Raw genomic sequence first — 24,830 nt, 5'->3', positions numbered from 1 at the left:
AATATTTGGGTCAATGCCAATCTTTGTTTTTAAGCTTTGTCCTTTGAATTTCTGGGTAATACCTCTTCCGGAAATGGGAAAAGAATCGTAGAATTCTTCTCGGCTGCAATATTGGACAAAGTTTGATATAGTCTCAGTTTGATTGCGGATGGAGATTTGTCTATCTGAACACCAGCTTCCAACAATTTACCGGCAGCCTGTTCTTCGGCTTCTGCCAAAATAATCCGTGCCCTTCTAGACCTTTCGGCTTCAGCCTGATTCGCCATCATTCTTTTCATGTTTTCGGGCAGTTGTATGTCTTTTATCTTGACATCCATGATTTCAATTCCCCAATGAGAGGTTTCGGTTTCCACAATACTCTTAATGTTCTTACCCATTTCCTCTCGTTTGGACAAAATAGTATCCAACTCCACCTTACCACACACATCCCGCAAAGCTGCCTGGGACAGTTGGGTGATGGCAAAATCATATTCCTCGACCTCCAAAACTGCCTTTTCAGGGTCATTTATCTTAAAAAATACAACTCCATCTATGCTACAGGGAACATTGTCCTCTGTCATAACTTCTTGAGAGACTATATTAATGGTGATTACACGGATATCCACGATCTGTATGGTTTCTACCAAGGGAATAATCCATCTAAAGCCAGGTTGTAATGTTTTGATATACTTACCAAAACGAAATTTCAATGCTCTCTTATATTCAAAAACGATTCGTATTCCCGCCAATAAGATTATGGCAATTAGAATAGAAAATAAGGCCAACGGATTCATAGCTTCTAGGTTTTGGTTAACTAATACTTTTAATAGGATTCAAATGCACCAGCAAAGAATAAAAAACAGATTCTTATAAAAATACGCAGTCAAACCGGCGCATGGCATGATACAGATCAGTAAGAAAATGGACAATAGTGCGGTCTTGGGCATAAACAAAAACAGGAAGCCATTGGCTTCCTGTTTTCTATGAAATTTTCGATCCAAATAGTAAGACCAACCCTTATTCCACTTTGTGGGAAAATGACCCAAGGGCCAACTCATGTTTGCACCGCGAAAACTTCATGGGCTTTGATTCAAAGAATCAAAGTTTTTATTTTCAGGAAACTGGAGCATGTAAATGCTCCAGTTTCCCAGAAAGTATTAAATCAATGCCTTTAGTACCATAGTAATTTTCAATACTTACCTATCTCTAGACACGAATCAAAACCACAGTACCAATGACCTCTTTTTAACACCTTCCTTTTTAATGGACTTTTACTGACTTCAGGTTTCCAAAAAAAGCCCATCGTATTTTCAAAGAACCTTTTTTCAAAGATGGCAGCAAAGTAATACCTCATTTTTAACCCTGAAATGACATAGGTCATTTTCATCAAAAAAATTCAAAGTTTTTAATCGCATTTTTAAATAAATCGGTCAGCTGACCCGGGTCATTGCATTAATATATGCCTCCCACTACATTTGGCTTCCCTCGCAAAAAGGAAGGGAGCATTTAAGTACCGCAAAAAATCTATTAAAAATAATATCATGAAAAAGTTATTGCTAGGTCTATTGGTACTGGGGCTGACCATCCCTGCCTATGCGCAAATTACTAAGATAAAAACTGAGGAACTCTCAGAGGTTATTGTCTATGCTACCAACTACAAATATTTAACCAATGCGAACACCCAAGAAGTAGCTTCTGTTCCGGTAATAGCATTGGAAAGAAAGGCTGCGGCATATGACATTAGGAACTCCGACATCTATTTTGATGAATATGATTTTTATGAAGTTGCTTTCTATGTCCCAGATGGCAGTATCCTGGCCACTTACGATAAGAATGGTAAGATTCTAAGGACAGCAGAGAAGTACAAAGACATCAACCTACCCCTTGCAGTAAAAGAAGCCATTTTGGATAGATTCCCAGAATGGGCCATAACCAAAGATGTGTATTTGGTGCGTTACCACGACGTAGATGGAATAACCAAAAAATACAAACTCAAATTGGTCAATGGTGATAAGGTATTGAGGGTTAAATTGGACGCTGGGGGCAACTTCTTGTAATTGCTTTGTAAAGTAACCCTAAAGTATTTAACATGTCCGTTTTAAAAGTTATTGAAATCCTTGGCAACTCCACCGAGAGTTTTGAGGAAGCGGTGCAGAACATTGTAACGGAAGCGTCAAAAACAGTAAGAGGAATCAAATCTGTCTATATCAAAGATATGCAGGTGACCGTGGAAAACAACATGATTTCCGAATACCGAGTTAACGCTAAAGTTTGTTTTGCAATCACTGAAGAAGTAGCAACCTGATTAATGGTTAAAGGGGGTGTTTTTATTTAGTCGAAGTGAAAACACCCCATGCTCAAAAATCTTTTCTTTCCCGTTTCATTATAAACATCCAATTCCTTTACATCCCAATTTTAGATGTATTTTTATCGAAGCCAATCTAAACAAAATTTGTAAGATGAAGATTCATCGTTTTGACCATTCCAATTCATTGCTGAACACTTTTACCGCTGAAATAAGGGATAGTAAAATTCAAAAGGATTCCATGCGTTTTAGACGAAATATAGAACGTATTGGAGAAGTTCTAGCATATGAACTGAGTAAAACCCTGGACTATGGACCTAACACTGTCGAGACTCCACTGGGTTCCAAAAAAATGTCCCTCATAAAGGATGATTTGGTGCTTTGTTCTATTCTAAGGGCGGGGTTGCCATTGCACCAAGGACTGTTGAGTTATTTTGACCGTGCCGAAAATGCATTCATATCCGCTTTTAGGCACCACCCAAACAATGAGGACGACTTTGAGGTCGTGGTAAAGTATTTTGCTGCGCCTTCGTTGGATGGAAAAACCTTGATATTGACCGACCCCATGTTGGCTACCGGTAAGACCCTTGAAAACGTTCTGAACGTATTGCGCGGGCATGGTACGCCCGCAAAAATCCATATTGTTTCCGTGATTGGCTCCGAGGCCGGTATTGACTATGTTCAAAAAGTCTTTCCTACGGAAACCGAATTATGGATAGCAGCCGTTGATGAGGAATTGAACGACCGGGGTTACATTCTTCCAGGATTGGGCGATGCAGGAGATTTAGCCTTTGGTGTAAAACTCTGATCGTAAATACCGCTAAACATAGAGTTCAACAACTTCGTAAAGTGCTGGAATATGGCAATGCCAGCCATAACTTTCAGATATTTTGGTTTTAAAAGAGTTTTGAGCACTTTCTTCACCATGTACCAAAAAAACTTTCTCTGGGATGTTCTTTATCCTTTGCATCCAATGCAAGAGCTCACTTTGATCTGCGTGCGCAGATAGACTTTCCAAATGCTCCACTTTGGCCTTGACAGGAACATACTTTCCGAAAAACTTTATTTCGTTCTCCCCTTCCAGCAGTTTTCTTCCCCTTGTGCCTTCAGCTTGGTACCCCACCAATAGCACAGTGGCAGACCGTTCATCCAACAGTTGTTTGAGATAGGTTAGTACCCTGCCCCCTGTTACCATACCACTTCCTGCAATTACAATTTTGGGACGAGGATCATCAATGGTTTCCCAAGTTTCCCTATAGGATGACACCAAAGAAACATGACTGCACATATTGTTGTACTCTTGTTCCGACAGTTTATGCCATTTTGGAAAAGCTTCAAATACCTCAAGGACATTCACTCCCATAGGACTATCCACAAAAATGGGCAGATTGGGAATCTTGTTCTTTTGGTACAACTTCCATAGCAGATACATCAATGATTGTAATCGTTCAACTGCAAAAGATGGAATAATAAGTGCTCCACGATTTTCAATTGTCCTTTGCACCAAATCCCTAAAAAGGTTTTCAAGGTCTTCCTCGGGGTGATCTTTGTTGCCATAGGTACTTTCTACAAAAAGATAGTCTGCCCATTCGGGTTGTTTTGGCGCATCCAAAAGATCATCCTTTAACCTTCCAACATCACCCGAAAAGACCAAGGTTTTATCATAAATGCTCAACTCTATGAACGTAGAGCCAATAATGTGTCCATTATACTTAAAACATGCCCTATAGTTTTGGGCAAGGACAACATCTTCACCTTCTTCAATTGCCTTGAACAATCTAAGTGTACGCTCCACATCCAATTTGTCATATAAAGGCAGTGCAGGTTTATGTCGACTATACCCTTCCTTGTTGGCCTTTTCTGCTTCTTCTTCATGGATTTTGGCACTGTCCTTCAAAATAATTTCGGCAATGGCAAGTGTTGGCGCCGTACCCAAAACTGTTCCTTTAAAGCCTTGTTTTACCAGAAGAGGAAGATATCCGCAATGGTCCAGATGTCCATGGGTAAGAAGCACGTAGTCTATACTGGGAACATCTATAGGCAACGATTTCCAATTTTGTTGACGTATTTCTTTGGTTCCCTGGAAAACCCCACAATCCACTAAAATTCCTATTTCATCGGTTTGCAGATAAAACTTTGATCCTGTTACCGTCCCGGCTCCCCCTAAAAAATGTACCTCAACCTTTTTCATAGTAATTTATATGATGCACAATGATTCCATTTCTTTCATGATCCTTTCTTTTCTTCCATTGGAAATACCTAAATGGTCCAAATAGAAACGGTCCTTCAATAATTGCCTGTACAATACAATATCCCTATTCAATAAAAACTGCTTTTCTCTTGAAGAAAGTAAAGTAGAAACCGTAATGGGATATAATCCCAATCTTTCTATTCTGTCCTTTAAACTATCTCCTTTGGGATAATCCCAGCTTAAAAGATACAATCCAACGCATTTTCCGTACTCCAATGCATCTGAAGTAAATTTGGTATTGGTAACCACCCACCCCATGGTCTTTTGTTTACCATTATCTTCTTTGAACTGTCTCGAATTTTTGACATCATTGTACCGGGAGTGTATGTAAAGTGGCACTTTTACATTGCATTTTAGCCCCCCCTCACCATGAAACTTGCATTCTATAATGTTTACGGTTCCATTTTTTGTCGCCAGCACATCAATTTCATGGGATACGCAATTGCCCTTGATCACTTCTCCCACCTTAATTTTATAACCTGAATAGTACAATAAACTTCCAATAAATCGCTCAAAAGGAAACCCAGTTGGGCCCAACTCATAAATTGCTTTTTTCAACTTGTACTTTGATGCATAAATGGACTTCGCCTTTTTCAACATGGCAAAGGCCCGATTGTAAATTTCCTTGGTGGTAATACCTGGATAGAGTTCTTCCAGCACGCTATTTACAATATTGTTCACCAGAGCTTCGTCCGCTCCGCTAGATCTTAACGAGCTTTCCAGTTTTTCAACAGAAAACACTGCTTTCTCCCCAGAAGATTTTATGATGTGCACCTCTTGTCTTTCCATAATGCTAAAGTACCATTGATCGATGATTGATTGCCATGTCTATGACGTAATTGAAATTCAACATTTTGATGGCATCATAAAATGACGAACGTCATAGTAAACCATGATAGATTTCATCATCTTTAGTCAAATGCCTAAATGAGAAGCTATGTCACTTAATTTTAACCAATACGCCTCCGAAGGAAACGCCTTTATCAAGAAATATGCTGAAGCTATGTCCATGGAAAATGAACGTGACAAAGCTGGTAGGATTTTAACTTCGGTGTTACATGCCTTGAGGGATATCATATCCACCGAAGAATCCCTACAGCTTATTGCTCAACTTCCCATGTTCGTCAAAGCAGTATATGTCAATGGTTGGAGCATTAAAAAGAAAAAGGTAAAGGCAAGGAACATGGTAGATTTTATTGACCTGGTCCGAAAACACGATGGTCCTGCGGCTACCAATGATTTTGAGTACAACGATAGGCTGGCAGAGGAACATATCAGAAATACGTTCAAATTTCTCAAAAAACAGGTTTCTAAAGGAGAAATGGAAGATATTCGGGACGGACTGCCCAAGGACCTCAAAAATCTCATCTCCACTTATATTGAAATTTAAAAATCCATCTAGGCACCCTTAAACACCTTTGGGAAATGTCAATCTTAATCAAGGAATTTCCTGATTTTTCTTGCTGTTTTTCTCTTGTTTCCTAAAATAGCGTCTGGTAAGGAAGTTATGCTTTAAGGCTTCCATATTTTCATTAAAACGTTCAGTTCCCTCTTCAATGTTCTTCATGGTTCTTTCCAGTTGTTCAACAAGAATTGTGTCTGTAGCTAAGTATTTTAAGGTTCCTTTTCCTTTGGAAATATTATTGGAGAGACTATCCAGGGAATAGGTAATCTCAACTATCTTCCGGCTGGAGGTCTCCAAATTCAACAAAATGTTTTTCATCTGCTGACCCGACAAGGAATCACTCACCAGTACACTGGCTACACTATTTTCAATTTCGACCTCATCTATGATGGAGTTCAACTTTTCCAGCACCTTGTTGGCCTCAAAACTCATTTTCTTAAGATTAGTGGAAGTTTGCATTAGATTTTGGGACATTACCGTATCATTGAGCAGGCGTCCTAGAGTACCTTGGCCGCTTTTTAAAGATTCCGTTACCCTTAGCAGATCAGCGGTCAACAGGGCAGCATTCTCATTGGTAACATTAAGCGTGCTCAACATATCTTCTGCTCCAATCCTACTGTAGGATTCTATTCGGTCACCGGTCACAATTGGTTCCCCTGGGTCACGACCAGGTAAAATATTCACGATCATACTCCCAACCAATCCATCGGAACCTATGGTGGCGACTGCATTTTTCCTGATATGCGGAAGCATTTTCTCTTGAATCACCATGTTTACCACTATAGTGGTATCATTTATCATTTTAATGCTACTCACCGTGCCGACATCTATACCTGAATACCTAACATTGTTACCTTTTTGGAGGCCATTTACATTCTTGAACACCGCATTTATGGTAAAGGTGTTCCCAAAAATGTTTTGTCGGTTACCAATGAAATAGGCCGCCAAAACCAATAAAATAGTTCCTAGAACTACTAAGAAGCCTAATCTGATGTTTTGCGCTGTTGTCTTTTCCATTTCGTTACTTTTTAAAAAATGCCTGCACCTTTGAATCTTCGGATTTTATTAGTTCTTCGAAGGTTCCTTCTGCATAATTGATGCCATCCACCAATAAAATCATACGTTCAGAAATTACCCTGGCACAGTCTACGTCATGAGTAATGATCAAAGAAGAAGTGCCATATTTTTTTTGGATGTTCCGCATTAGTCCAATGATTTCTTTGGAGGTTATAGGGTCCAGTCCACTAGTGGGTTCATCGTAAAAAATGATTTTGGGCCTCAAGATAATGGCCCGGGCCAAAGCCACACGCCTTTTCATACCTCCCGAGAGTTCTTCGGGCATCAAATCCATGGTGTGCTCCAAGCCAACGCTTTCCAAAGCCTCTAATACATAAGGTGTAGTATCTGAAATTTCCCCGAGCTTGTCTTTATGTCTTCTCATCGGAAACTCTAAATTCTCTCTCACCGTCATTGAATCGTACAATGCACTTCCTTGAAACAAAAAACCTATGTCTGCCCTTAACGTATCCAGTTCTTCTTGGTCCAGTTCGATAATGTCCTTCCCCATGACCCTAATTTGTCCCGAATCCGGCTTCATAAGACCCACTAGACATTTAATCATAACCGATTTACCCGATCCTGATTTACCCATAACCACTAGATTCTCTCCTTTGAACAATTTCATATTAAAACCATTCAGCACATGGTTATCCCCAAAACTTTTGCGCAGGTCTTTTATATCAATAATGGCATTACTGCTATCGTTTTGATCTATTTGAGTCCCTATTTGTTTTTCCTGGGTTATCATAATTCATAAAAAATATCTGAAATGAATACTGCAACAAAATCGATGATAAACAACAACATTGAAGTGAACACTACCGCTGTATTGGCCGCTGTGCCCACACCTGCTGTTCCCTTTTTACTATAGTAGCCCTTAAAACAACCCACCAGACCTATCGCAAAACCAAAAAAGAAGGATTTTATAGTGGCGGGTATCAAATCACCATAGGACAAAGCATCAAAGACGGTATTGAAGTACAGTTGAAAAGACACATTTCCCTTAAAGTTTTCTACCAGAGCAGAGCCGTAAAGGGCCACAGCATCTCCCAAAATAACCAATATGGGAAGCATAAGGGTTGTAGCCATGATTCGGGTCACTACCAAATACTTAAAAGGATTGGTTCCTGAGACTTCCATAGCATCTATCTGTTCCGTCACTCGCATAGATCCTAATTCTGCACCAATTCCCGAAGCTATACGTCCAGCACACACTAGAGCTGTTATAACCGGACCAAGTTCTCTAACTATGGATATACCCACCATGTTTGGCATCCATGATACCGCACCAAACTCAATTAAGGTAGGTCTAGATTGCAGGGTTAGTACCAAACCAATTATAAATCCGGTAACCAGGACCAGGACTAGGGACCTGTTCCCCATATTATAACATTGCCTCAAAAACTCCTTGAATTCAAATGGAGGTTTAAAACCTACCTTAAAAAACCTGCCTGCAAAGTAGGCCAGTTCTCCCACTTCTGCGAAGAACATTTTTATCCTTGAAATAGCTTGTAGTGAACGTGCCATAACAACTTTTTAACGCAAGCATGCATAGCAAATGTAAATTTTGATCAAGGATATTGGAATGATCCATATCATACGGTCAGGTCACAGAATAGGGGTTTACCCAATAAAATAGCATGTTTTCCCGGGTTGGTTCTATATGGAAATACTATTTATACTTCAAACTCAAGAGTCCAAGTTGCCAAATGATCTTTATGGAATCCTTCATGGAAAGCTTTGAACCATCTGCATGTATCCATCGCTTTAAAGGTTGTTCACAGATGAACTTGCTTGCAGCCGCCTTGCCATAGATTTTTCGCATTCTGATGAAAATCTCCACATCAAAAAGCCATCTTGTCTTAAAAGGTTTGGCAAACACATCGGCCACAATGCTAGGTTTCATTACTTTGGCACCACATTGAGTATCCCTAAACGGCATACCCAATATTTTTTGGATTATAAGGTTGATGGACTTGCTAATGATTTTTCGTGCTGATTCTTTAGCAATATCGGCACCCATTCTGCTAATCCTAGATCCACTAACTATTTTATAGTTAGAATTCTCCAAGGTGCGAACCAATTCATTCAAGTCGGCAAAATCCGTGGATAAATCGGCATCCAAATAACCGAAACAGTCAAACTGTTTGTCTTTGGATAAAAAGAGCATTCCTTGACGAACCGCCTCGGCCTTGCCCCCATTTTGTTTACAGTCATAGATGCTTATACTGTCCTCATTACCCTTTCTAATCTGTTGTAGAACCTGTAAAGTGCTGTCCGTACTACCATCGTTCACAAAACATAGATGATATCCTGGGTTTTGTTGTGCAAAATTTACGAATTCGTCTCCTGATAGGCGGTCCGCTTCATTGTAACACGGAATAATTACACCAACGCAATGTTTTTGAATCATTTTAGATTCAGAAGATGTCTTTGCTTGTGTAAGCTTGGGAGTGCCAATAGTACGTTTGACCCTGGCAACCATTTCATCCAGTCCAATGGGCTTTTTCAGATAATCCACTATTCCCATTTCAAAACCATGAAGAATAACTTGTTCCTCATTGTTACCAGACATTACCATAATAGGAACATCGGTATTCTTTTCTTTAAGTTTTTGGATTACCTGAAGCCCGGACATGCCAGGCATATTCATATCCATAATTACCAGATGAGGTTGAAATGTTTCAAAAAGACGAATACCCTCTTGACCAGATGTGGCAGTCGCCACTTCATAGCCGGATTCTTTCAATTTTTTTTCTACCGAAAGCAATATTAATTGCTGGTCATCTATAGCCAAAATTTTCATAGGTTAAGGTTTAAGTATTGTAATCAATTTGAATCAAAATTACTGCTACCATTCCTTCAAAAGGAGTTAAAAAAGTTGAGAATCAATTAACTATAGATGAATGGTAAAACTCGATAGACGGGCTGTAATCAGTTTTTTTAACAATATTTTGATCTTTATAGTGTTATATTTTCTTACAAGAACTAATGAAACGGCAAACCAACATTACCTTGGCCTTGGCTCTAGTTTTTGGCCTAATTTTTCATGGGGCGAGCATCTTCTTCACTTTGGAGTCGACCTATGACGCATTGATACATCTATTTTTTGCCGACCATTATGCCAAAGATTGGTTTGAACCATGGGATTATAGGTGGTACACCGGGTTTACGGTGCAAGGATACCCTCCATTGGTACATCAGTGTATTGCCATACTTTCCTTTTTTGGAGGATTGAAGTTTGGTCTCTATCTAATGTCCATGATCATTATTGTTCTTTTTATTACCGGAATCTACAAGTTTGCGCTGCTAATCTGTGGGGATAAAAAGATTGCCGGTTATTCGGCATTATTGGCCGTATTCTCCTCCATGTTCCTGGAAACCTTACACATTTTTGGGCAATTGCCCAGTATAATGGGAATTTCTGTTCTCCTCCATACACTTCCAGAAATATACAAATGGATCAAAACAGGGAGGCCGCGCTATTTATTGACATCTTTTTCCTTGATTGCAGTCACAGTGACCTCCCACCATGTTACCCCAATATTTGGGATGGTCTTTTTCATTTTTCCTTTGATTGGAATGGTGATCATGGATGCCTCAAAAGAAGCGGTGAAACATACCAAAGCTATTACCTTCAAGGTATTTTTCAATCAATTTAAAAAGTTCTTTTGGCGCATAACAATCTTTGGAGGAGGTTCACTAGTATTTATCATATTGTGTATTTTACCCTATTGGGTAAATTCAAAAAAGAACCCAATCACACAGGTGCCCATTCCCCATGGGTCTCGTGATAATTTCTTTGAAGTGGCTTCCTCGGGATTGGTCTTTTTCCTTATTCCATGGGGTGTTTTGTTGCTCATATTGCCCTATTTGTTCTACCGATTTTACAGCAAACGCCTACTCTTCTTTGGGCTTTCATTTTCCATGCTTGCCCTATTGGGAACAGGAGGAACCACTCCCCTTCCCAGAATGCTTTTGGGTGAAACTGCTTTTGAAATATTGACATTGGACCGTTTTACCCTGTGGGCAACCATCATGGCTTTGCCCCTGTTCGGAGAATTTGCTTATAGACTTGTAGAAGGGGACCTGAAAACCCAATTGCTGGATTCCTTCAAAAAACCAGTGCACTATGTATTGGCAGGTGGTATGGGAGTAGTTTTTATGGCTATTGCCATTTTTACAATGAGCCTGAATTATTTCAGGCCATCGCAACCACAAAAAATAAAAATGCTACCCATAGTCAACTTTTTAAACCAGGACCAACACGATCAATGGCGATATCTTACTTTGGGATTTGGTGATCAAATGGCATGGCTGTCCACGCTGACCAACGCAATGACCGTAGATGGCAATTACCACTCAGCCAGAAGACTCCCAGAACTGACCACTCGAGCGGTAGAAAGGCTAGAAAATTCCAAGTTTAGGGGAATTGAAGGTATTGGGTCATTACAGCAGTTTTTGACCGTACCAGAAAAGTATAATCTTAAATATATTTTTTCCAATGATAAGTTTTATGACCCTATCCTGTTTTTCTGTGGATGGCAGCGGTTGCAGCAACTGGAAAACGGCATTATGGTCTGGGAACGATTGAACATCCCCCCATTGCCAAAAATCATTCCGAAGGAAACCGTACCCAACTATTTAAAAGTAATGTGGGGATTGATTCCTTTGGGAACCTTGATTTTAGCCTTCATTTTCAAAATTCAGTTCCGCTGGTATGACAAGCTCAAGGAAAATTCACGGATGCATCCATTTTTTGGACATACACCAAAATATAATGGCTTCACAAAATTGCTGTATGTGATAAGTGCTGCCTGGGCTGGAGCCATGCTAATTGTCTCAATTCTAGGAATTTATTTGTTCTATATCCACAACTCATCCCAAATAAGTCCAGAAAATGTGGTTAAAGCGTACTATGATGCACTTGATTTCAAGGAATTTAAACGCGCACATTCCTATTTGGCCCCAAATGCAAATGTTTCCCTTTCACAATACATGTTGGAAGTGTCCGTAACTGATGGACTTTTGAGTTCCTATGCAAAATTGGATTCCATTGGAGCCCAAATTGAAAACCATTCTGAAAATACGGCAGAGATGCAGGTTTTCACCAAATGGATCACTCCGTTGGAAAAAATAAGTCGGACATACCACCATAGTCTAGTCAAAACACAAGGAAAATGGTTCATAAAACCAAAAGAAAAGAATCATGATATTCCTCCCAATCAATTGATTACTTCAAATCAGACCACATATTACAATCATGGTAGGAGGAGAATTACCACGCAGCAGACCTATCATGAAGACATTTTACGACAGCCGCTTCTAGAAATTATCTCTTCCAAATTGGTCAAGTACAAAGGGCGCTACAGTATAATTGGCGAACTACAGAATATTGATAACGTTCCTGCAGATATTTCCCTAAAGGGAACCCTGTATAATTGCAAAGATAAAATGCTGGCCCAACATGATGTCAAATACCACATCAAACATAAGTTGATGCCAAAAGAGACCAGTGTTTTTAGAATTGATTTTGAAGGTATTGCTTGGTCCAAAATGCAGGATACCCTACCGACAACCTTTAATCCTGACGAATTTACCCCTGTAGCCCTTGATGAAGAGCCGGTTAATTTTGACCTTCAGTGCGCTGGAAATGTTGCCACTACAGACCTCTATAAATCCGTTTCCATGCAAAACATGACGTTGCAAGATGATTTTATTAAAGGAACATTGTTCAACCACGGTATTGAAGAAGTTACGGTTCCTCAAATCTTAGTTTCTTATTACGGTGATAGACAAAATATCCTTTGGGTGGATCATAAGTTTTTGTTGGAAGGTATTAGGGTTCAACGTAAACAGGATTTTAATCTGCCCAAAATCGATATAAGTAAATTGAAGGTAATACACGAAAGTTTGGATAATTGTTACGTAAACGGTATTCCTAACCAGGAAGTGTCCCAAAGATTTTCTACAAATAAGGATGCAAGCCAAAAACAAGACATGTTAACTCCCTTGGATGGAAAAGGATATGATTTTATAAAGATTGAACTCAATAATTACATTGGTAACCCGAAGTAAATGAAACGCTTTTCTCTTTTACTAGTTGTCTATGCCTGCCTTTTAGGTTGTTCAGAACCTTCCTTAAAAAAGGTGGTTGAATTGGATGGTGGTCTATCATTGGTTTCAAAACAGCTTGAATTTACCTCTGGTACACCCATTCAACTATCATTTGAAGAAGAAAAGAGAAAGAATCTGCTGCTTGTGGTCCAAAATGGATGGGGAACAACAGTGCTTTATCCAGATATGGATTCAAAACAAATGGTGTTCACCTTGCCAAATTTCATGACAAAAAAAGCGGGTTGGGTAGATTGGCAATTAAAGTATCTGGAAAATGAGGTTTCAACAGGCGCTTTTCTCATAACACCAAATCCTGTCAAGGGGAAAGATATGGAAGTATATGTGGGTCCCACGGATATTTTTGCAGATGGAAAAGACCATACCATGATGGTCGCTCTTCCCCAGGATAAGTACGGCAACCCTATGCCAGATGGTTCCCAAGTTATCACCACTTTGAAAACTAAAGGGCGTTTCAGTACAGATACCTTACGCAGTGAGAATATGTATGCCTTTAAGTACATAACGGCAGGTAAATCGAAAGACACCTATTTTATAGGTGCTCACTACGGAGATCAGGCATCCAAAGAATTTACGGTAGGGGTCTTGCCAACACATGCCACTGATTTTTCAATTGAAGTCAACCGCGTACATTCTTTTGCTGATGGAAACCAAATCGTTTCATTCACCACTACCCCCATCAAAGATGGAAACAGCAATATTGTAGCAGATGGAACTTTGGTGAATTTTTTGGTTAAGGATGATAGCGATAACTATTTAAAAACAATAGGGCAAACCATAAATGGCGTAGCAACAGGCAAGCTTTTGCATCCGGAAAAACCATCCCATTGGATTGTTAAGGCAAATGTTAGTGGAAGCGCCAACAGCAATATCTTGGAAGTGAATTTTGAAGAAGCAGTTTCTGATTTCTCCATTCAGCTTTCAAAAGATGGCCAACAGCTTTCCATTGGTCCCATTCAGGGTTATATGCAACAACTTGTTCCTGATGGGTCATTGATAACTGTGGAAATTCAAAATCAGGAAGGAACTACAATCCATGAAATTGAAACCACCTCAAGAAAAGGAAGGGCCCTCCTAGATCTACCAGATTTTTTTGATGAAAAATTGCATAACATGCTCGTCGCTGTGGGCGGTACAACCAAACAAATCGGCAAAGAATCCAAATGATCCATAAGAAGAACATATACAGGGCCATGTTGGTCATTAGTTTTTTGGCAATTAATGCGGTCATCATCTATGGAATCGCCGCTGCTTGGAGTTTTTTAAATACTGGGGCGGACAAATCTTCCATGCTTCATATTGGTCAAGATTTGGAAATGATATACCAGCCCAAAATTAAATGGACTCTTGAAAAGCAAAAGGGTCGAAAAATGGAAAAGCAGACCTTGGTTGATTTGGAAAAAGACTATTTGGGAGCATGGTACGCAAAAAACCTGGCATTGAACAATTATGTTTATGATGGTATTGCAGATTACTATACCCAAGATGCCCGTTCCAGTCTTCTGGAGCTATTGGAACATAATAAATCGATAGATATTCAAACCAAAAGCACTACCCTTTTGCATCACCCCACATTGGAGTTTTATAGTCTTGATGGAAAATTGGTTGTACTAACTGATCATAATGTAGAGCAGTATGACCAAGTATACGAGTCCGGAAATTTTATTCATGCCAAAAAAAGTAAGAGTACCTATAAAGTCATTATGCTACTGGAAGATGGTTTTTGGCGAATTAGACAGTTGATAAAAGTTTCTAGCGAACATTTACCTGTATCCGTACTGGATAAAACTGAAGATATACCCGTTCAAGGTTTAAAAGGAATCAATTATTACCCCAAGGAACAAGCATGGAATATGTTTGGCGATCAATTCAACGAACAGGCCATTAAAACAGATTTTGCGCTGTTGGAGAAAATGGATATGAACGCCATAAGAATCTTTGTTCCGTACGAAGCTTCAGGTGGGGCCAACCTCAAAAACGAATATCTGGAACAACTATCCACATTACTGGATATTGCCCAAGAGCACAATTTGAAAGTTTTGATCACTCTTTTCGATTTTTATGGGAACTACAGCATTTCAGATTGGACTTTAACCCATAGACATGCTGAACAGTTGGTCACCCATTTAAAAGACCATTCTTCATTGTTGGGTTGGGATATTAAAAATGAACCTGACCTTGATTTTGAACAAAGAAGCGAAACATTGGTCAAAGCATGGTTGACAGAAATGGTCCAGCAAATACGAGAGTGGGATGCCTCACATCCCATTACCATAGGTTGGTCTAATCCTGGAGCCGCAACCCATCTTTCCGAATATGTGGATTTTGTTTCGTTCCATTATTACGAAGATGCTGAAGAACTCCCTGCTCGTTATTCAAAACTTAAGGAGAATGTAGATAAACCCATAGTGCTTCAGGAATATGGTAAATCAAGCTATAGCGGTTTTTGGAATCTCTTCTTGGGTTCCCAAAGCGGTCAAGCTAAATATCATTCTAATATTCAGACATTTTTGAACAAGGAGCAGCTTCCGTTCTTTATCTGGACCTTGCACGACTTTGATCATATTCCCAATAGTGTAGTAGGTAAATTGCCCTGGCGAAAAGCTTATCAAAAACGTTTTGGTTTACTGAACAACAAAGGAGAGAAAAAACCAGCATACGACGTTATCATAAAAAATGGAAAAGGGGACAATTAAGAATTATCCCCATTTCCGCACTTAACCTAAAAACCTAAATTGTAGTGGACTTTATTTTGGGATGTCCAATCAAATCCATTGATTTTTTAGAAATATTCGCTAATTGAATGGCCTTGAAGTAATCGATGTACATTTCCACGATTTTGGACATTGGCAACGAGCAGGCCGCCTTGTAGTTCTGTATGCCCAAATGTATCCTGTGGTCTGGGTTGATCAATATGGTTTCTATGGCATTGGCCAAAGATTTAATGTCCCCTGGCTCAAAAAACTCTCCTTGGTACCCTTCTTCCCTAACCAATATCCCTAAATCTCCCAAATCGGGCAATACTACAGCTTTGCCATAACTTCCAGCTTGGTGCAGCACACCTGAGCTTCCGGTGGTGGAAGTGTAGGGAAACACAACCATTGCGCTCTCACCAAAGATTTTTGGAACATCCTCTTCAGCAACATATCCCGTGAATCTGAGTTGCGCCACTTCTTTATACTTTTCTTTTACATCTTCCAAATAACCAGGCGTGTTTGGGCTATCGGTTCCCGCGATTACAATTTCTATGTCGAGGTCTGTTCTTAGACGTACGTGTTCGACAGCTTCAATTAAGCATTCTACCTTCTTGTAGGTTCCAAACTTACCGAAAGCCATCACTTGAAGAGGTCCTTCGGGCAAACTGTAATCTGGTTGGGGCGGGGTCTCAAAAGAACCATGGGGCACCAGCGCCACGTTTCTGGCCTTATATTTTTTCTCAAGAATGGTTTTGTATTTGCTTATTGTCACCGCCAGTACGTTGGATGCCAAAACAAAACGTGTGAGTGAACTTCCAATGAAGTTGTAGACTTTCTGAAGGATTCCATTGTTGGTAATCCCAGCATTTTCCAAATCCACTTGCTCCAAAATGTTATGAAGCAATGAAATTGTAGGTATCTTCATCAATCTGCAAATAAAAGGCAACAACAGTCCAAGTGCAGCGGGGATTTTTTTATCCCCAAACTTCAAAAACTGAAGGTTGAACAATACCGCATCTGGTTGCTCATCCCTGATGGTTTTTACGATTTTAAACAGGTTTTTATAGCTATTGAAGCTCCAACACTCCTTGACGGTAATTGGACAGCCATTTTGTTTAAAATCCAAATCTTTTGGAGCATCGGTCTTATCCGTCAGCAATATTATCTCACTGACTTCTTCCTGAAGTCTAAAGTGTTTTACCAAATGATATCCGTACTCTGTTAAGGTAACTTTACTTGGCGGATACGCCGTAACAATTGCTAGTTTCATGAGGTTAAGTTTAATTTTCTATTTCAAATTTCTTTCAAACCCGATTCAAAAAGTGGATATGGATGATGGTTGGCAAACAAGTATAGACGAATGGAAAGGCTCTAGCGATAATCTAGTTCAACGATTTGCAACAAAATAAAGTAGTTGTGTCACCAACAAAGCCAACATTACCACAATCTGAAGCTGTACCACAAATGCAAGACTGCTATGGAAAAAGATGACAAGAACTATTTGTGATACCCCAAAGATTGCCGAAAACCAAATAGGAGTATACTTCTCCAAGGACAAAAAGTAGTAGGTAAAGATATTGGCAATGGCAAATAAGGACGTAGCCAAAGCATACTGCCACAATAGACCTGCCATACCCACGTAAGCTTCTCCAAAAAGTATGGTAATGATCAACTTTGGGAAAATGGCACACGCCAGGACAATTACACTGGAAAGCATGCTTATATAACCCACATATTTAAAAAGAACCGGAGAAGTCTCTTCGCCGTTCTTTTTTAGCTTTACTACAGTAGGCAAAAGTAGCATTACAAACATCCAGGCTACAAAGTAGACCACCCTACCAATCAATGCCAATGAAGCATACAGTCCAGCTTCTTCGGGACTAAAAAAATGCTTCACCAATAGTATATCACTATTGTTAATGATGATTTGGGTCAATTCGTAGCAGGCTGTTATCCACATAAATTTCTTGACTAGATCAAGATTATGCTTATCGATCTTGATGATATCACGTAATCCGAGATTTATCCTTTTCATTGGAAAAAGCCCCAAAAAGAGCGATGCTACAATACCAATGGCTACCAAAGTGCCATACTCTTTGCCGAACAAGACCAAGACCAAAAAGGTAATGATTAAGCGCCCCCACATTTCCAATTGGTATGAAAGGGAGAGCTTGGCATAATCCTCCTCGCCCTGGAATTGCCCACGGTTTACACTCATCAGAAAATAAATGGGAACACCAATACCAAAAATCCTGAACATGAAGGCGCTCTCAGTATGAAACAATTGTTGTAGGGCAGGTGCACCAAAGACCAACAAGGCTCCCATGGCACAACCTAACAAAAGGGCATATTTATTGATTCTAGCCCTAAAGGCTTCCCACTGATTTGATGGTAATTGTGCCGTAAACTTGGCCATTGCCAATTGAAAAGTCATTCCCAAAAAGGACAAAACCAACAGCAAAGTGACCAAAAGTGCTGCTTCAGCAAACACTTCTGGTCCCAGGAAACGCCCCAACAGCAAATTGTAGAGATAATTTCCTGCGTTGACCACCAACACACTTATCATAAAAAGCTGTTGGGGCGAAATTCTTTTTAAGGTAATACTAGACACGGTCATTGCTCAAGATGTAAGAGGTTTTGGTTTTGTTGAACACAGAAAGTAAATTTTTGTTCTGCCTTCCTATAATGGCCAAAATACTATTGGAACTCATCGCATGGGCATAAAGTTGTTGTAGAACGTATGCCGCAGTGGCATCCATTTGCTGGACCCTTTCAAGATTTAAAATAACAGGATTATTTGGTTGAATGTACCTGTTCATATGTCGATTTAAAACATTGGCATTTGAACTGTCAAGTATTCCGTGTACAGAAAAAACACCACTTACTTCTGTAATTTGTAAAGCCATAACTGTAGGTTTTAGAGTTAAGTTTAAACGATTTGTTGAAGCAAATATCCTCTAGATTGATGTTCTAAATCGTCCGTCCTAGATGGATCACCGATTACTGTAGACGAGTGGTATTTATCGCACTTCCGGTGTGGGAAGGGCCATCGTACCTTTACCATACCTATAATTGTCGGCCAATTCCAATGTAATCTGGCAGACATCAAAAAGCTTAACCTATGAACCCAATTGTAAGAACAGTACTCGGTTTACTTTTTGTTTGTACAGTGTACGGACAAGATTCCATGGAAAATGGTTTTCAACTTCTTGAAAAGGGAGATTTTTCCAAAGCGGAGATTTATTTCCAAACCTATCTAGAGAATCATCCAGATAATAGAACGGCTCAAATCTGTTATGGTAGAGCTGTTGGACTCAATGGTCGTCCAGATATTGCCAATCAACATTTTGGAAAATTGATTGGTAAACTACCCAATGATTTTGAAGTCAGAATCAATTATTATGAATCGTTTCTTTGGTCAAAAAAATATGAAGAGGCCGAATTGCTCTATGAAGAGCTGGTAGAAAATCACCCTGAAGAGTTTAGTGCCGTACTTGGCTATGCCAATAGTCTCAGTAATGTTGAAAAGTACGAAGAGGCTTTAATTTGGATAGATAGAGCCCTAAGTCTAAAACCTAACAACAAAAGTGCACTTATTTCAAAAAAGTATATCAAATTGGGATTGTCCCACAAGTTGGCGATGGCCCAGAAATACAATAATGCTCTACAGGTTTTGCATTTAAATTTGAATAATTTTCCACAAGACCGTGAAACCTTATTGGGACTTGCCAATATCCATTTAATGACAAAAAATGTGGACAAGGCGAAGGCTGCTTATCAAAAGATGGCAGTTACGCGTGTAGATTCCATCGTTGCGCTAAATGGCATAGCATTGGCAGAACACATCGGTAAAAAAGAAAAGGCCGCACTTGCCTTTGCTCTATCATCTAAAGAAAAACTAAAACCCAATGATGATGCGGAGCTTCAAGAAAAAACATTGGAACGATATGCCCAGGCCCTTATTTGGAACCATAAATATGTTAAGGCCAGAAGCTTTATCGACAATCTTTCTATACAGTACCCAAACAGAAACTGGGTTTTGGCCCTAAAGGCCACATTGGGAATGTATACCGGAAACATAAAGTACAGTTTGGCCCAATATGATGCCATTTTGGTCTCAGATAGTACTTCTTTTGATGGAAACTTGGGAAAGGCCAATGCGCATTTTGCTTTGGGTCATATCAAAAAGGCCTATTTGGCCGCCCAAAAGACATTGGAATTGTATGAAAATCAAAAAGACGCCCAATCCCTAATAGAAAAAATAAAAAGTTCCCATAGCCCCTTCGTGGAAGAGCTTGTTGCTTATAGTTTTGACAATGGCAACAATATTGCCTACACCAGCAACACAAAGGCTGAATTTCCACTTTCCGCCAAATTAAAATCAACTGTAAACTATCAATACAGACGTACGGAAAATTCAGTATCCAATAACAAAGCCTCCCTTCATGCCGTTTCAGCGGGACTTACCTATAGTCTAAGACCAAAGTTGAAATTACATGCCGGCCTCGGCCTGAACCGTGCCCAATTTATGGACAATGGATATACGCAGCCCATACTAAATCTTAAAATGATCACGGAACCATATCGACTTCAAAATCTGGAAATTGGTTATCAGCGTGAAGTACAAAACTTCAATTCCGATCTTATTGAACGAGAAATTGTAATGGAACACTATGGTCTCAATTATAACATTGAAACCAATTTTGGGTTGGGATGGTATACCCAGTTAATGCATACGCAACAAAGTGATGAGAACCAACGAGATCTATTGTTTACTTCATTGTACTATACCGTACTCCGGAAGCCCAACCTTAAGTTGGGAGTAAACTATCAATATATTGCTTTCAGTGAACAAGTCCCTACGATTTATTTCAGTCCAGAAAATTACCAGGCTGGGGAATTCTTTGCTGAAATTGGAGGGAATTTCTCATATAAAACATCATATAGGTTAAATGCAGCTTCGGGCTTGCAAAAAGTGGAGGAAAATCCCAAGACAGCCATTTTTAGAATGGAAGCACAAATCAAACATCAATTCTCCAAAAGATTTGGAGGAGGGTTATATGGGAAGTACAGCAATATTTCATCTGCGGTAGCCACAGGGTTTGAATTCACTGAAGTAGGGCTTCAGGTGAAATGGCTGCTTACAAACAAACCTATCTTCCAAGGTCAATTGGCCTCAAAATAAAGGTGAATGGAGATTCAGATATTGCCTATTAATTCATATCAAACCAGAAGCAATTTTTCCTTTCTATCCTATGATTCTAGGTAAGCCTATTGAGTCCATACTACCTTAATAGGTCATATTCTCATCTTAATTTGTTTGATTCAACCTGATGGGTGGTGGTCGTTCATTCAAAATTAACCCATGCCTATAAACAAAAAAACTCCCCAAAGGAGTCGGGGAGTTCAAAACAACAAAATGATCCAGGTCTGGATCGCTAACGCTTGATGAGTCTTACGCAGTACATTTTGCTATTCTGGGCATCAAATTATTACCAACACATCTTGTTCTCTTGTAATAGCGTTTTACTTGTCAAGCGCATTAAAAAAACACCCCGAAGGGTGTTTTTGCTTCTCCATGATCAGAGCAATCCGCTTATGGATAATGTAGTAAAGACCACAACGGCTGAGACAATGCTCATTAGACCAGAAATCAATAGCCTAAGGGCGAATGTAAGTATAAGGGCTTTCATATATCTAGCTTTACGGGTTTATCTATGGAGTCAAAGTTATTTCATAGATACCCCAAAATGAGCGGCTAGGCGTCCAATTCAAAAGAGATGTAGACGAAACGGAAATTGTGAACGGTAAGCGGTTCAAAGAAGATTCAGACGCCTCATAAGCTCTGGTCTGTTGGACCTGCTTATCGGTATTACATTTTTTTCAATAAGGACACTATTGTCCTCAATATCAATAATCTTGTTAAAATTGATGATGTAAGAACGGTGTATTTGCAAGAACATCTCATCCGGAAGCTTACTATGTATCTTTTTAAGGGTGGTGTGCACCAAGTAATCCTTCGCTTCTGTTTTTATATTGATATAATCCCCCTTGGCTTCAATCAGAAGGATTTCCCTGTATTTTAGTTTGATCAACCTTCTATCTATATTAATATAGAGATCTTCCCCAACAGAGTTCTCCGTATCGGAACTGTCCATGGCCTGAGATTTTGTCGCCATACTGTTCTTCACCTTTTGAACACATTTTGCAAATCGTTCTGGGGTAATCGGTTTTACGAGATAATCAACGATAGCTTCATATTCATAAGAGGCTATTGCAAAATCAGTATCTGAAGTAGTCATCACAATTTTAGGGGGATTTCCTAAAGTCTGTATGAAATCTATACCGGTAAACCCCGGCATGTGAATGTCCAAAAAAACCAAATCGATTGAATTCTGGTTCAAGAACTTGATAGCTTCAATGGCACTTTCAAACTCCTCTACGGCATGTAAATCTGGTGTTTGGGAGCAAAGTTGTGCCACTATGGCCCTTGCAGCAGCTTCATCGTCTATGATAATACAGTTCATCTTAAATGGTTTTTAGGTAAGATTGAATGTCCTGGAGTATTCCCATAAACTCGCCATGCAATGTATCCTCCCCGTTCCTTAACTCATTTTCATGCCTAACGGCCAGCGTATAGGTGTTGTGAAGCCCCAGCACATTGATCTTATGCTTTATTTTATGTACATTTTCAGAAGCGACCTTAAAAAGCCTTCCTTCCATATTCTTTTGATATTCCTCACTTTCCAAAGGAAATTCCTCCTTCAATATACCAATAAATTTCTCACGGAATTCATTGTCTCCTCCGGCCAACTGGTCTATGTATTTAAGATTGGGACTTTCTTTCATAGCAATTGTTTTTTTAAAGTGAAATGAAAGGTTGTACCCTTTCCTTCCTCAGAATCCAACCAAATTTCTCCCTCGTAGAGGTCTACAATCTTTTTTACAATTGAAAGACCTATTCCTGTGGATTGCTCTGATGTTTCTAACGATTGGAATACTTTAAATATTTTTTCATGATATTCTTTGGGGATGCCAATACCATTATCACTGATACTGAACTGCCAATGCGTGCTGGTTTCATGACCATGTATTTTCACCAATCCATCCTTTTTACGGATATGAACAACAGCATTGGATATTAGATTTTGGAACAATTGGTGAATCTTGGTTTTGTCAGCCATTAAGGTGGGTAACGTGTCCATAATGACCACGTTTACGTGATCAGGTATAAATATGATTTCCCTGATTTCTGAAATAACCTGGTTTACATCAACTTCAGTGTCTTCATTGGTTTTCTTATCTATACTGGAGTAGGTCAAGATTCCATCAATCAACTTATCCATGCCCTCGATCTTCTCTTGCATCATCTGTAGTTGATTCACCCCGTTGCCATCCAAGACATCTGCATAATCTTCGGCCAGCCAACTGGCCAACGCACTGATACTCCGTAAAGGGGATTTTAGATCATGCGAGACGATATGGGCATATTCTTGAAGTTCTTTATTGCTTGCCCGTAATTGCTTCAAAAGTTGTTCTTTTTGAAGCTCAAGCTGTCTATGTTCCGTAATATCCTCCACTATGGCAACCTGATATTCGATTTCACCCTCTGTGGTTCTAACGGCACTTACGGATGTTTTGGCCAGAAATTTGGTTCCGTCCTTTTTGATATAGCTTTTGTTGAGAATAAAATGGTCCAACTTACCCAACTTCATCTCCTTTAAATAGGATTCTGACTTGGCCATATCTTCATTGGCGGTGATATCTTTAAGTTTGATTTGCTTTAGTTCTTCATGGGAATAGCCCAACATGTTCTGCATGGCCGTGTTGCTCTTTACAATTTGCCCCTCTACCATTAACACAATCCCTAAAGGTGAGTTTTCCACAATTACATCGAGTTCCTTTCGCTGTTCGGAAAGTAAGCTCTCTATCTCTTTTTCCTGGGTAATGTCCCTAATAATACCTTGGGCTGCCATGGGTTTACCTTCATGGTCATAAATAAGGCTTGAATTGATCTGCACAAATTTTTCCGAGCCATCCTTTAAAATGATTTTGGCCCTATAGTTTCTGAGCACTCCCACTTTGAGCAACGACTGAATGGACTCCGCAGTATATTGGGCAAAATCTGGATGTACAAAATCTGAAAGGTTAATGGATTCCTCGGTGTAGTCCACTCCCAAAAACTCTTTGGCCGAGTGATTTGTCCTTAGCACATTAAAATTAAGATCCATAACCACGTAAGGATCAATAATGTTGAGAAAGGCGGCGTCCATATCATCGCCTTTTTCATCCAGAAGGTTTTCCAATTTAGAATTGGCATGGCGGAGGTGTTTGGTCAGGTCATAGAGCTCTTTGGACTTTGCCTCCAAGATTTTCTCGGCCTGAACCCTGGCCTTTCGCTGTCTCTCCAGCGCCCGGGTCAAGAGTTCTACCTCATTATTGGCCATTTTGAACAATATCAAATTTTACTTCGCTCCCATCTTCCTTTAAAAGTTCAAAGGTTATTTTTGAGGTCGCATCAAAATGTTCAAAACATTTTTCAATAAGACCATGGGCCAATCTGTATAGCCCTCGGGAAGAAGAATATACCATGGAAATGGAAGTCTCCGTTTTCTCTAGAATCTTAAATGTTGGGAGCTCGGCATCAGGATATAGTTTTTTTACGTGCACATGGATATGATCTTCAATGGAGTACAGTAGACCTATTGGTGAGGTATAACTCTGGATTACCTCTGGATGGGCTTTGCCCAGGCTTATAAATAGATAGTGACCAAAGGAATGCAAAAGGTCGTCCACAGATATATTCACCTTTTTGTTGAGGCTCTGAAGCAAGGCTACCATTTCATTGAACTCATAAGTGCCCACGGAAGTATAAATTCCTTCTGATGGTAAATCTGAGGCTTCTATGATCTCATCTACGGTTTCCAATCCAAATTGATTTTCTACCATATCCAAGAACTCAGTAAAAACTATTCCCTTCATACTTTATATCAATTAACT

Annotated in this window: 22 protein-coding genes; 8 read left to right on the top strand and 14 right to left on the bottom strand. The window is 39.6% G+C overall.

Features of this window, described 5'->3' with window-relative positions; genetic code table 11:
- Window positions 1–29 precede the first annotated feature (29 nt).
- Entirely contained in the window at window positions 30–773 is a 744-nt protein-coding gene (locus DX873_RS15715) for a slipin family protein (protein ID WP_116185436.1), read from the bottom strand.
- Window positions 774–1,520: 747 nt separating this feature from the next.
- Here DX873_RS15715 and DX873_RS15700 point away from each other — a divergent pair.
- From DX873_RS15700 to upp, 3 genes are all read left to right on the top strand, one after another.
- Window positions 1,521–2,036, top strand: a complete 516-nt coding sequence (locus DX873_RS15700) for a nicotinate-nucleotide adenylyltransferase (protein ID WP_116185433.1) — start codon at window positions 1,521–1,523, stop codon at window positions 2,034–2,036.
- 32 nt (window positions 2,037–2,068) lie between these two features.
- Window positions 2,069–2,284 carry a dodecin family protein gene (locus DX873_RS15695; protein ID WP_116185432.1) on the top strand — a complete coding sequence of 72 codons (216 nt, stop codon included), beginning with the start codon at window positions 2,069–2,071 and terminating at the stop codon, window positions 2,282–2,284.
- A gap of 154 nt (window positions 2,285–2,438) precedes the next feature.
- Window positions 2,439–3,092, top strand: a complete 654-nt coding sequence (gene upp, locus DX873_RS15690; RefSeq protein WP_116185431.1) for a uracil phosphoribosyltransferase — start codon at window positions 2,439–2,441, stop codon at window positions 3,090–3,092.
- A gap of 12 nt (window positions 3,093–3,104) precedes the next feature.
- On the opposite strand, the gene DX873_RS15685 is transcribed toward upp, so the two are convergent.
- Together DX873_RS15685 and DX873_RS15680 are read right to left on the bottom strand one after the other, a co-directional pair.
- The gene (locus DX873_RS15685) at window positions 3,105–4,475 is read right to left on the bottom strand and encodes an MBL fold metallo-hydrolase RNA specificity domain-containing protein (RefSeq protein WP_116185430.1); all 1,371 of its coding nucleotides are present in this window, start codon (window positions 4,473–4,475) and stop codon (window positions 3,105–3,107) included.
- 6 nt (window positions 4,476–4,481) lie between these two features.
- Window positions 4,482–5,324: an ATP cone domain-containing protein gene (locus DX873_RS15680; protein ID WP_116185429.1), complete on the bottom strand. Its 843-nt coding sequence runs from the start codon at window positions 5,322–5,324 to the stop codon at window positions 4,482–4,484.
- A gap of 148 nt (window positions 5,325–5,472) precedes the next feature.
- Here DX873_RS15680 and DX873_RS15675 point away from each other — a divergent pair, with 148 nt between their 5' ends.
- Window positions 5,473–5,925, top strand: a complete 453-nt coding sequence (locus tag DX873_RS15675; protein ID WP_116185428.1) for a DUF2267 domain-containing protein — start codon at window positions 5,473–5,475, stop codon at window positions 5,923–5,925.
- A 48-nt stretch (window positions 5,926–5,973) separates the two neighbouring features.
- Here DX873_RS15675 and DX873_RS15670 read toward each other — a convergent pair whose 3' ends face one another.
- From DX873_RS15670 to DX873_RS15655, 4 genes are all read right to left on the bottom strand, one after another.
- On the bottom strand, window positions 5,974–6,957 hold the full coding sequence (locus tag DX873_RS15670) for an MlaD family protein (protein ID WP_116185427.1): 984 nt from the start codon (window positions 6,955–6,957) through the stop codon (window positions 5,974–5,976).
- A 4-nt stretch (window positions 6,958–6,961) separates the two neighbouring features.
- Window positions 6,962–7,747 (bottom strand): ABC transporter ATP-binding protein, encoded by a 786-nt coding sequence (locus DX873_RS15665; RefSeq protein WP_116185426.1) that lies wholly within the window; start codon window positions 7,745–7,747, stop codon window positions 6,962–6,964.
- Window positions 7,744–8,526 carry an MlaE family ABC transporter permease gene (locus tag DX873_RS15660; protein WP_116185425.1) on the bottom strand — a complete coding sequence of 261 codons (783 nt, stop codon included), beginning with the start codon at window positions 8,524–8,526 and terminating at the stop codon, window positions 7,744–7,746. Before DX873_RS15660 ends, DX873_RS15665 begins: the two co-directional genes overlap by 4 nt.
- A 145-nt stretch (window positions 8,527–8,671) precedes the next feature.
- Window positions 8,672–9,805 carry a response regulator gene (locus DX873_RS15655; protein ID WP_116185424.1) on the bottom strand — a complete coding sequence of 378 codons (1,134 nt, stop codon included), beginning with the start codon at window positions 9,803–9,805 and terminating at the stop codon, window positions 8,672–8,674.
- A 185-nt stretch (window positions 9,806–9,990) separates the two neighbouring features.
- Here DX873_RS15655 and DX873_RS15650 point away from each other — a divergent pair, with 185 nt between their 5' ends.
- The 3 genes from DX873_RS15650 to DX873_RS15640 are packed head-to-tail and all read left to right on the top strand — an operon-like array spanning window position 9,991 to window position 15,830.
- Complete coding sequence (locus DX873_RS15650) at window positions 9,991–13,077, top strand: hypothetical protein (RefSeq protein ID WP_116185423.1); 3,087 nt, start codon at window positions 9,991–9,993, stop codon at window positions 13,075–13,077.
- On the top strand, window positions 13,078–14,301 hold the full coding sequence (locus DX873_RS15645) for a hypothetical protein (RefSeq protein ID WP_116185422.1): 1,224 nt from the start codon (window positions 13,078–13,080) through the stop codon (window positions 14,299–14,301).
- Window positions 14,298–15,830, top strand: a complete 1,533-nt coding sequence (locus tag DX873_RS15640; RefSeq protein WP_116185421.1) for a cellulase family glycosylhydrolase — start codon at window positions 14,298–14,300, stop codon at window positions 15,828–15,830. The genes DX873_RS15645 and DX873_RS15640 overlap by 4 nt, the downstream gene beginning before the upstream one ends.
- A gap of 34 nt (window positions 15,831–15,864) precedes the next feature.
- Here the strand turns inward: DX873_RS15640 and DX873_RS15635 are convergent, their stop codons facing one another.
- The 3 genes from DX873_RS15635 to DX873_RS15625 form a co-directional block, all read right to left on the bottom strand.
- On the bottom strand, window positions 15,865–17,100 hold the full coding sequence (locus tag DX873_RS15635) for a glycosyltransferase (protein ID WP_116185420.1): 1,236 nt from the start codon (window positions 17,098–17,100) through the stop codon (window positions 15,865–15,867).
- Between the two features lie 117 nt (window positions 17,101–17,217).
- Entirely contained in the window at window positions 17,218–18,447 is a 1,230-nt protein-coding gene (locus tag DX873_RS15630; protein WP_232520958.1) for an oligosaccharide flippase family protein, read from the bottom strand.
- Complete coding sequence (locus DX873_RS15625) at window positions 18,434–18,736, bottom strand: STAS domain-containing protein (RefSeq protein WP_116185418.1); 303 nt, start codon at window positions 18,734–18,736, stop codon at window positions 18,434–18,436. Before DX873_RS15625 ends, DX873_RS15630 begins: the two co-directional genes overlap by 14 nt.
- Window positions 18,737–18,951: 215 nt before the next feature.
- Between DX873_RS15625 and DX873_RS15620 the strand changes: the two genes are divergently transcribed.
- The gene (locus DX873_RS15620; protein ID WP_116185417.1) at window positions 18,952–21,015 is read left to right on the top strand and encodes a tetratricopeptide repeat protein; all 2,064 of its coding nucleotides are present in this window, start codon (window positions 18,952–18,954) and stop codon (window positions 21,013–21,015) included.
- A gap of 631 nt (window positions 21,016–21,646) precedes the next feature.
- Here the strand turns inward: DX873_RS15620 and DX873_RS15615 are convergent.
- From DX873_RS15615 to DX873_RS15600, 4 genes are read right to left on the bottom strand one after another with little or no spacing between them, the layout of a single operon-like run.
- Window positions 21,647–22,357 (bottom strand): LytR/AlgR family response regulator transcription factor, encoded by a 711-nt coding sequence (locus tag DX873_RS15615; protein ID WP_116185416.1) that lies wholly within the window; start codon window positions 22,355–22,357, stop codon window positions 21,647–21,649.
- A 1-nt stretch (window position 22,358) separates the two neighbouring features.
- Window positions 22,359–22,679: an Hpt domain-containing protein gene (locus DX873_RS15610; RefSeq protein ID WP_116185415.1), complete on the bottom strand. Its 321-nt coding sequence runs from the start codon at window positions 22,677–22,679 to the stop codon at window positions 22,359–22,361.
- Window positions 22,676–24,292 carry a sensor histidine kinase gene (locus DX873_RS15605; RefSeq protein ID WP_232520957.1) on the bottom strand — a complete coding sequence of 539 codons (1,617 nt, stop codon included), beginning with the start codon at window positions 24,290–24,292 and terminating at the stop codon, window positions 22,676–22,678. The genes DX873_RS15610 and DX873_RS15605 overlap by 4 nt, the downstream gene beginning before the upstream one ends.
- The gene (locus DX873_RS15600; RefSeq protein WP_116185413.1) at window positions 24,267–24,812 is read right to left on the bottom strand and encodes a heme NO-binding domain-containing protein; all 546 of its coding nucleotides are present in this window, start codon (window positions 24,810–24,812) and stop codon (window positions 24,267–24,269) included. Before DX873_RS15600 ends, DX873_RS15605 begins: the two co-directional genes overlap by 26 nt.
- Window positions 24,813–24,830: the final 18 nt, after the last annotated feature.

It is taken from the genome of Flagellimonas nanhaiensis (assembly GCF_003382275.1).
Taxonomy (GTDB): domain Bacteria; phylum Bacteroidota; class Bacteroidia; order Flavobacteriales; family Flavobacteriaceae; genus Flagellimonas; species Flagellimonas nanhaiensis.
This window is presented reverse-complemented; position numbering and strand designations above follow the sequence as displayed.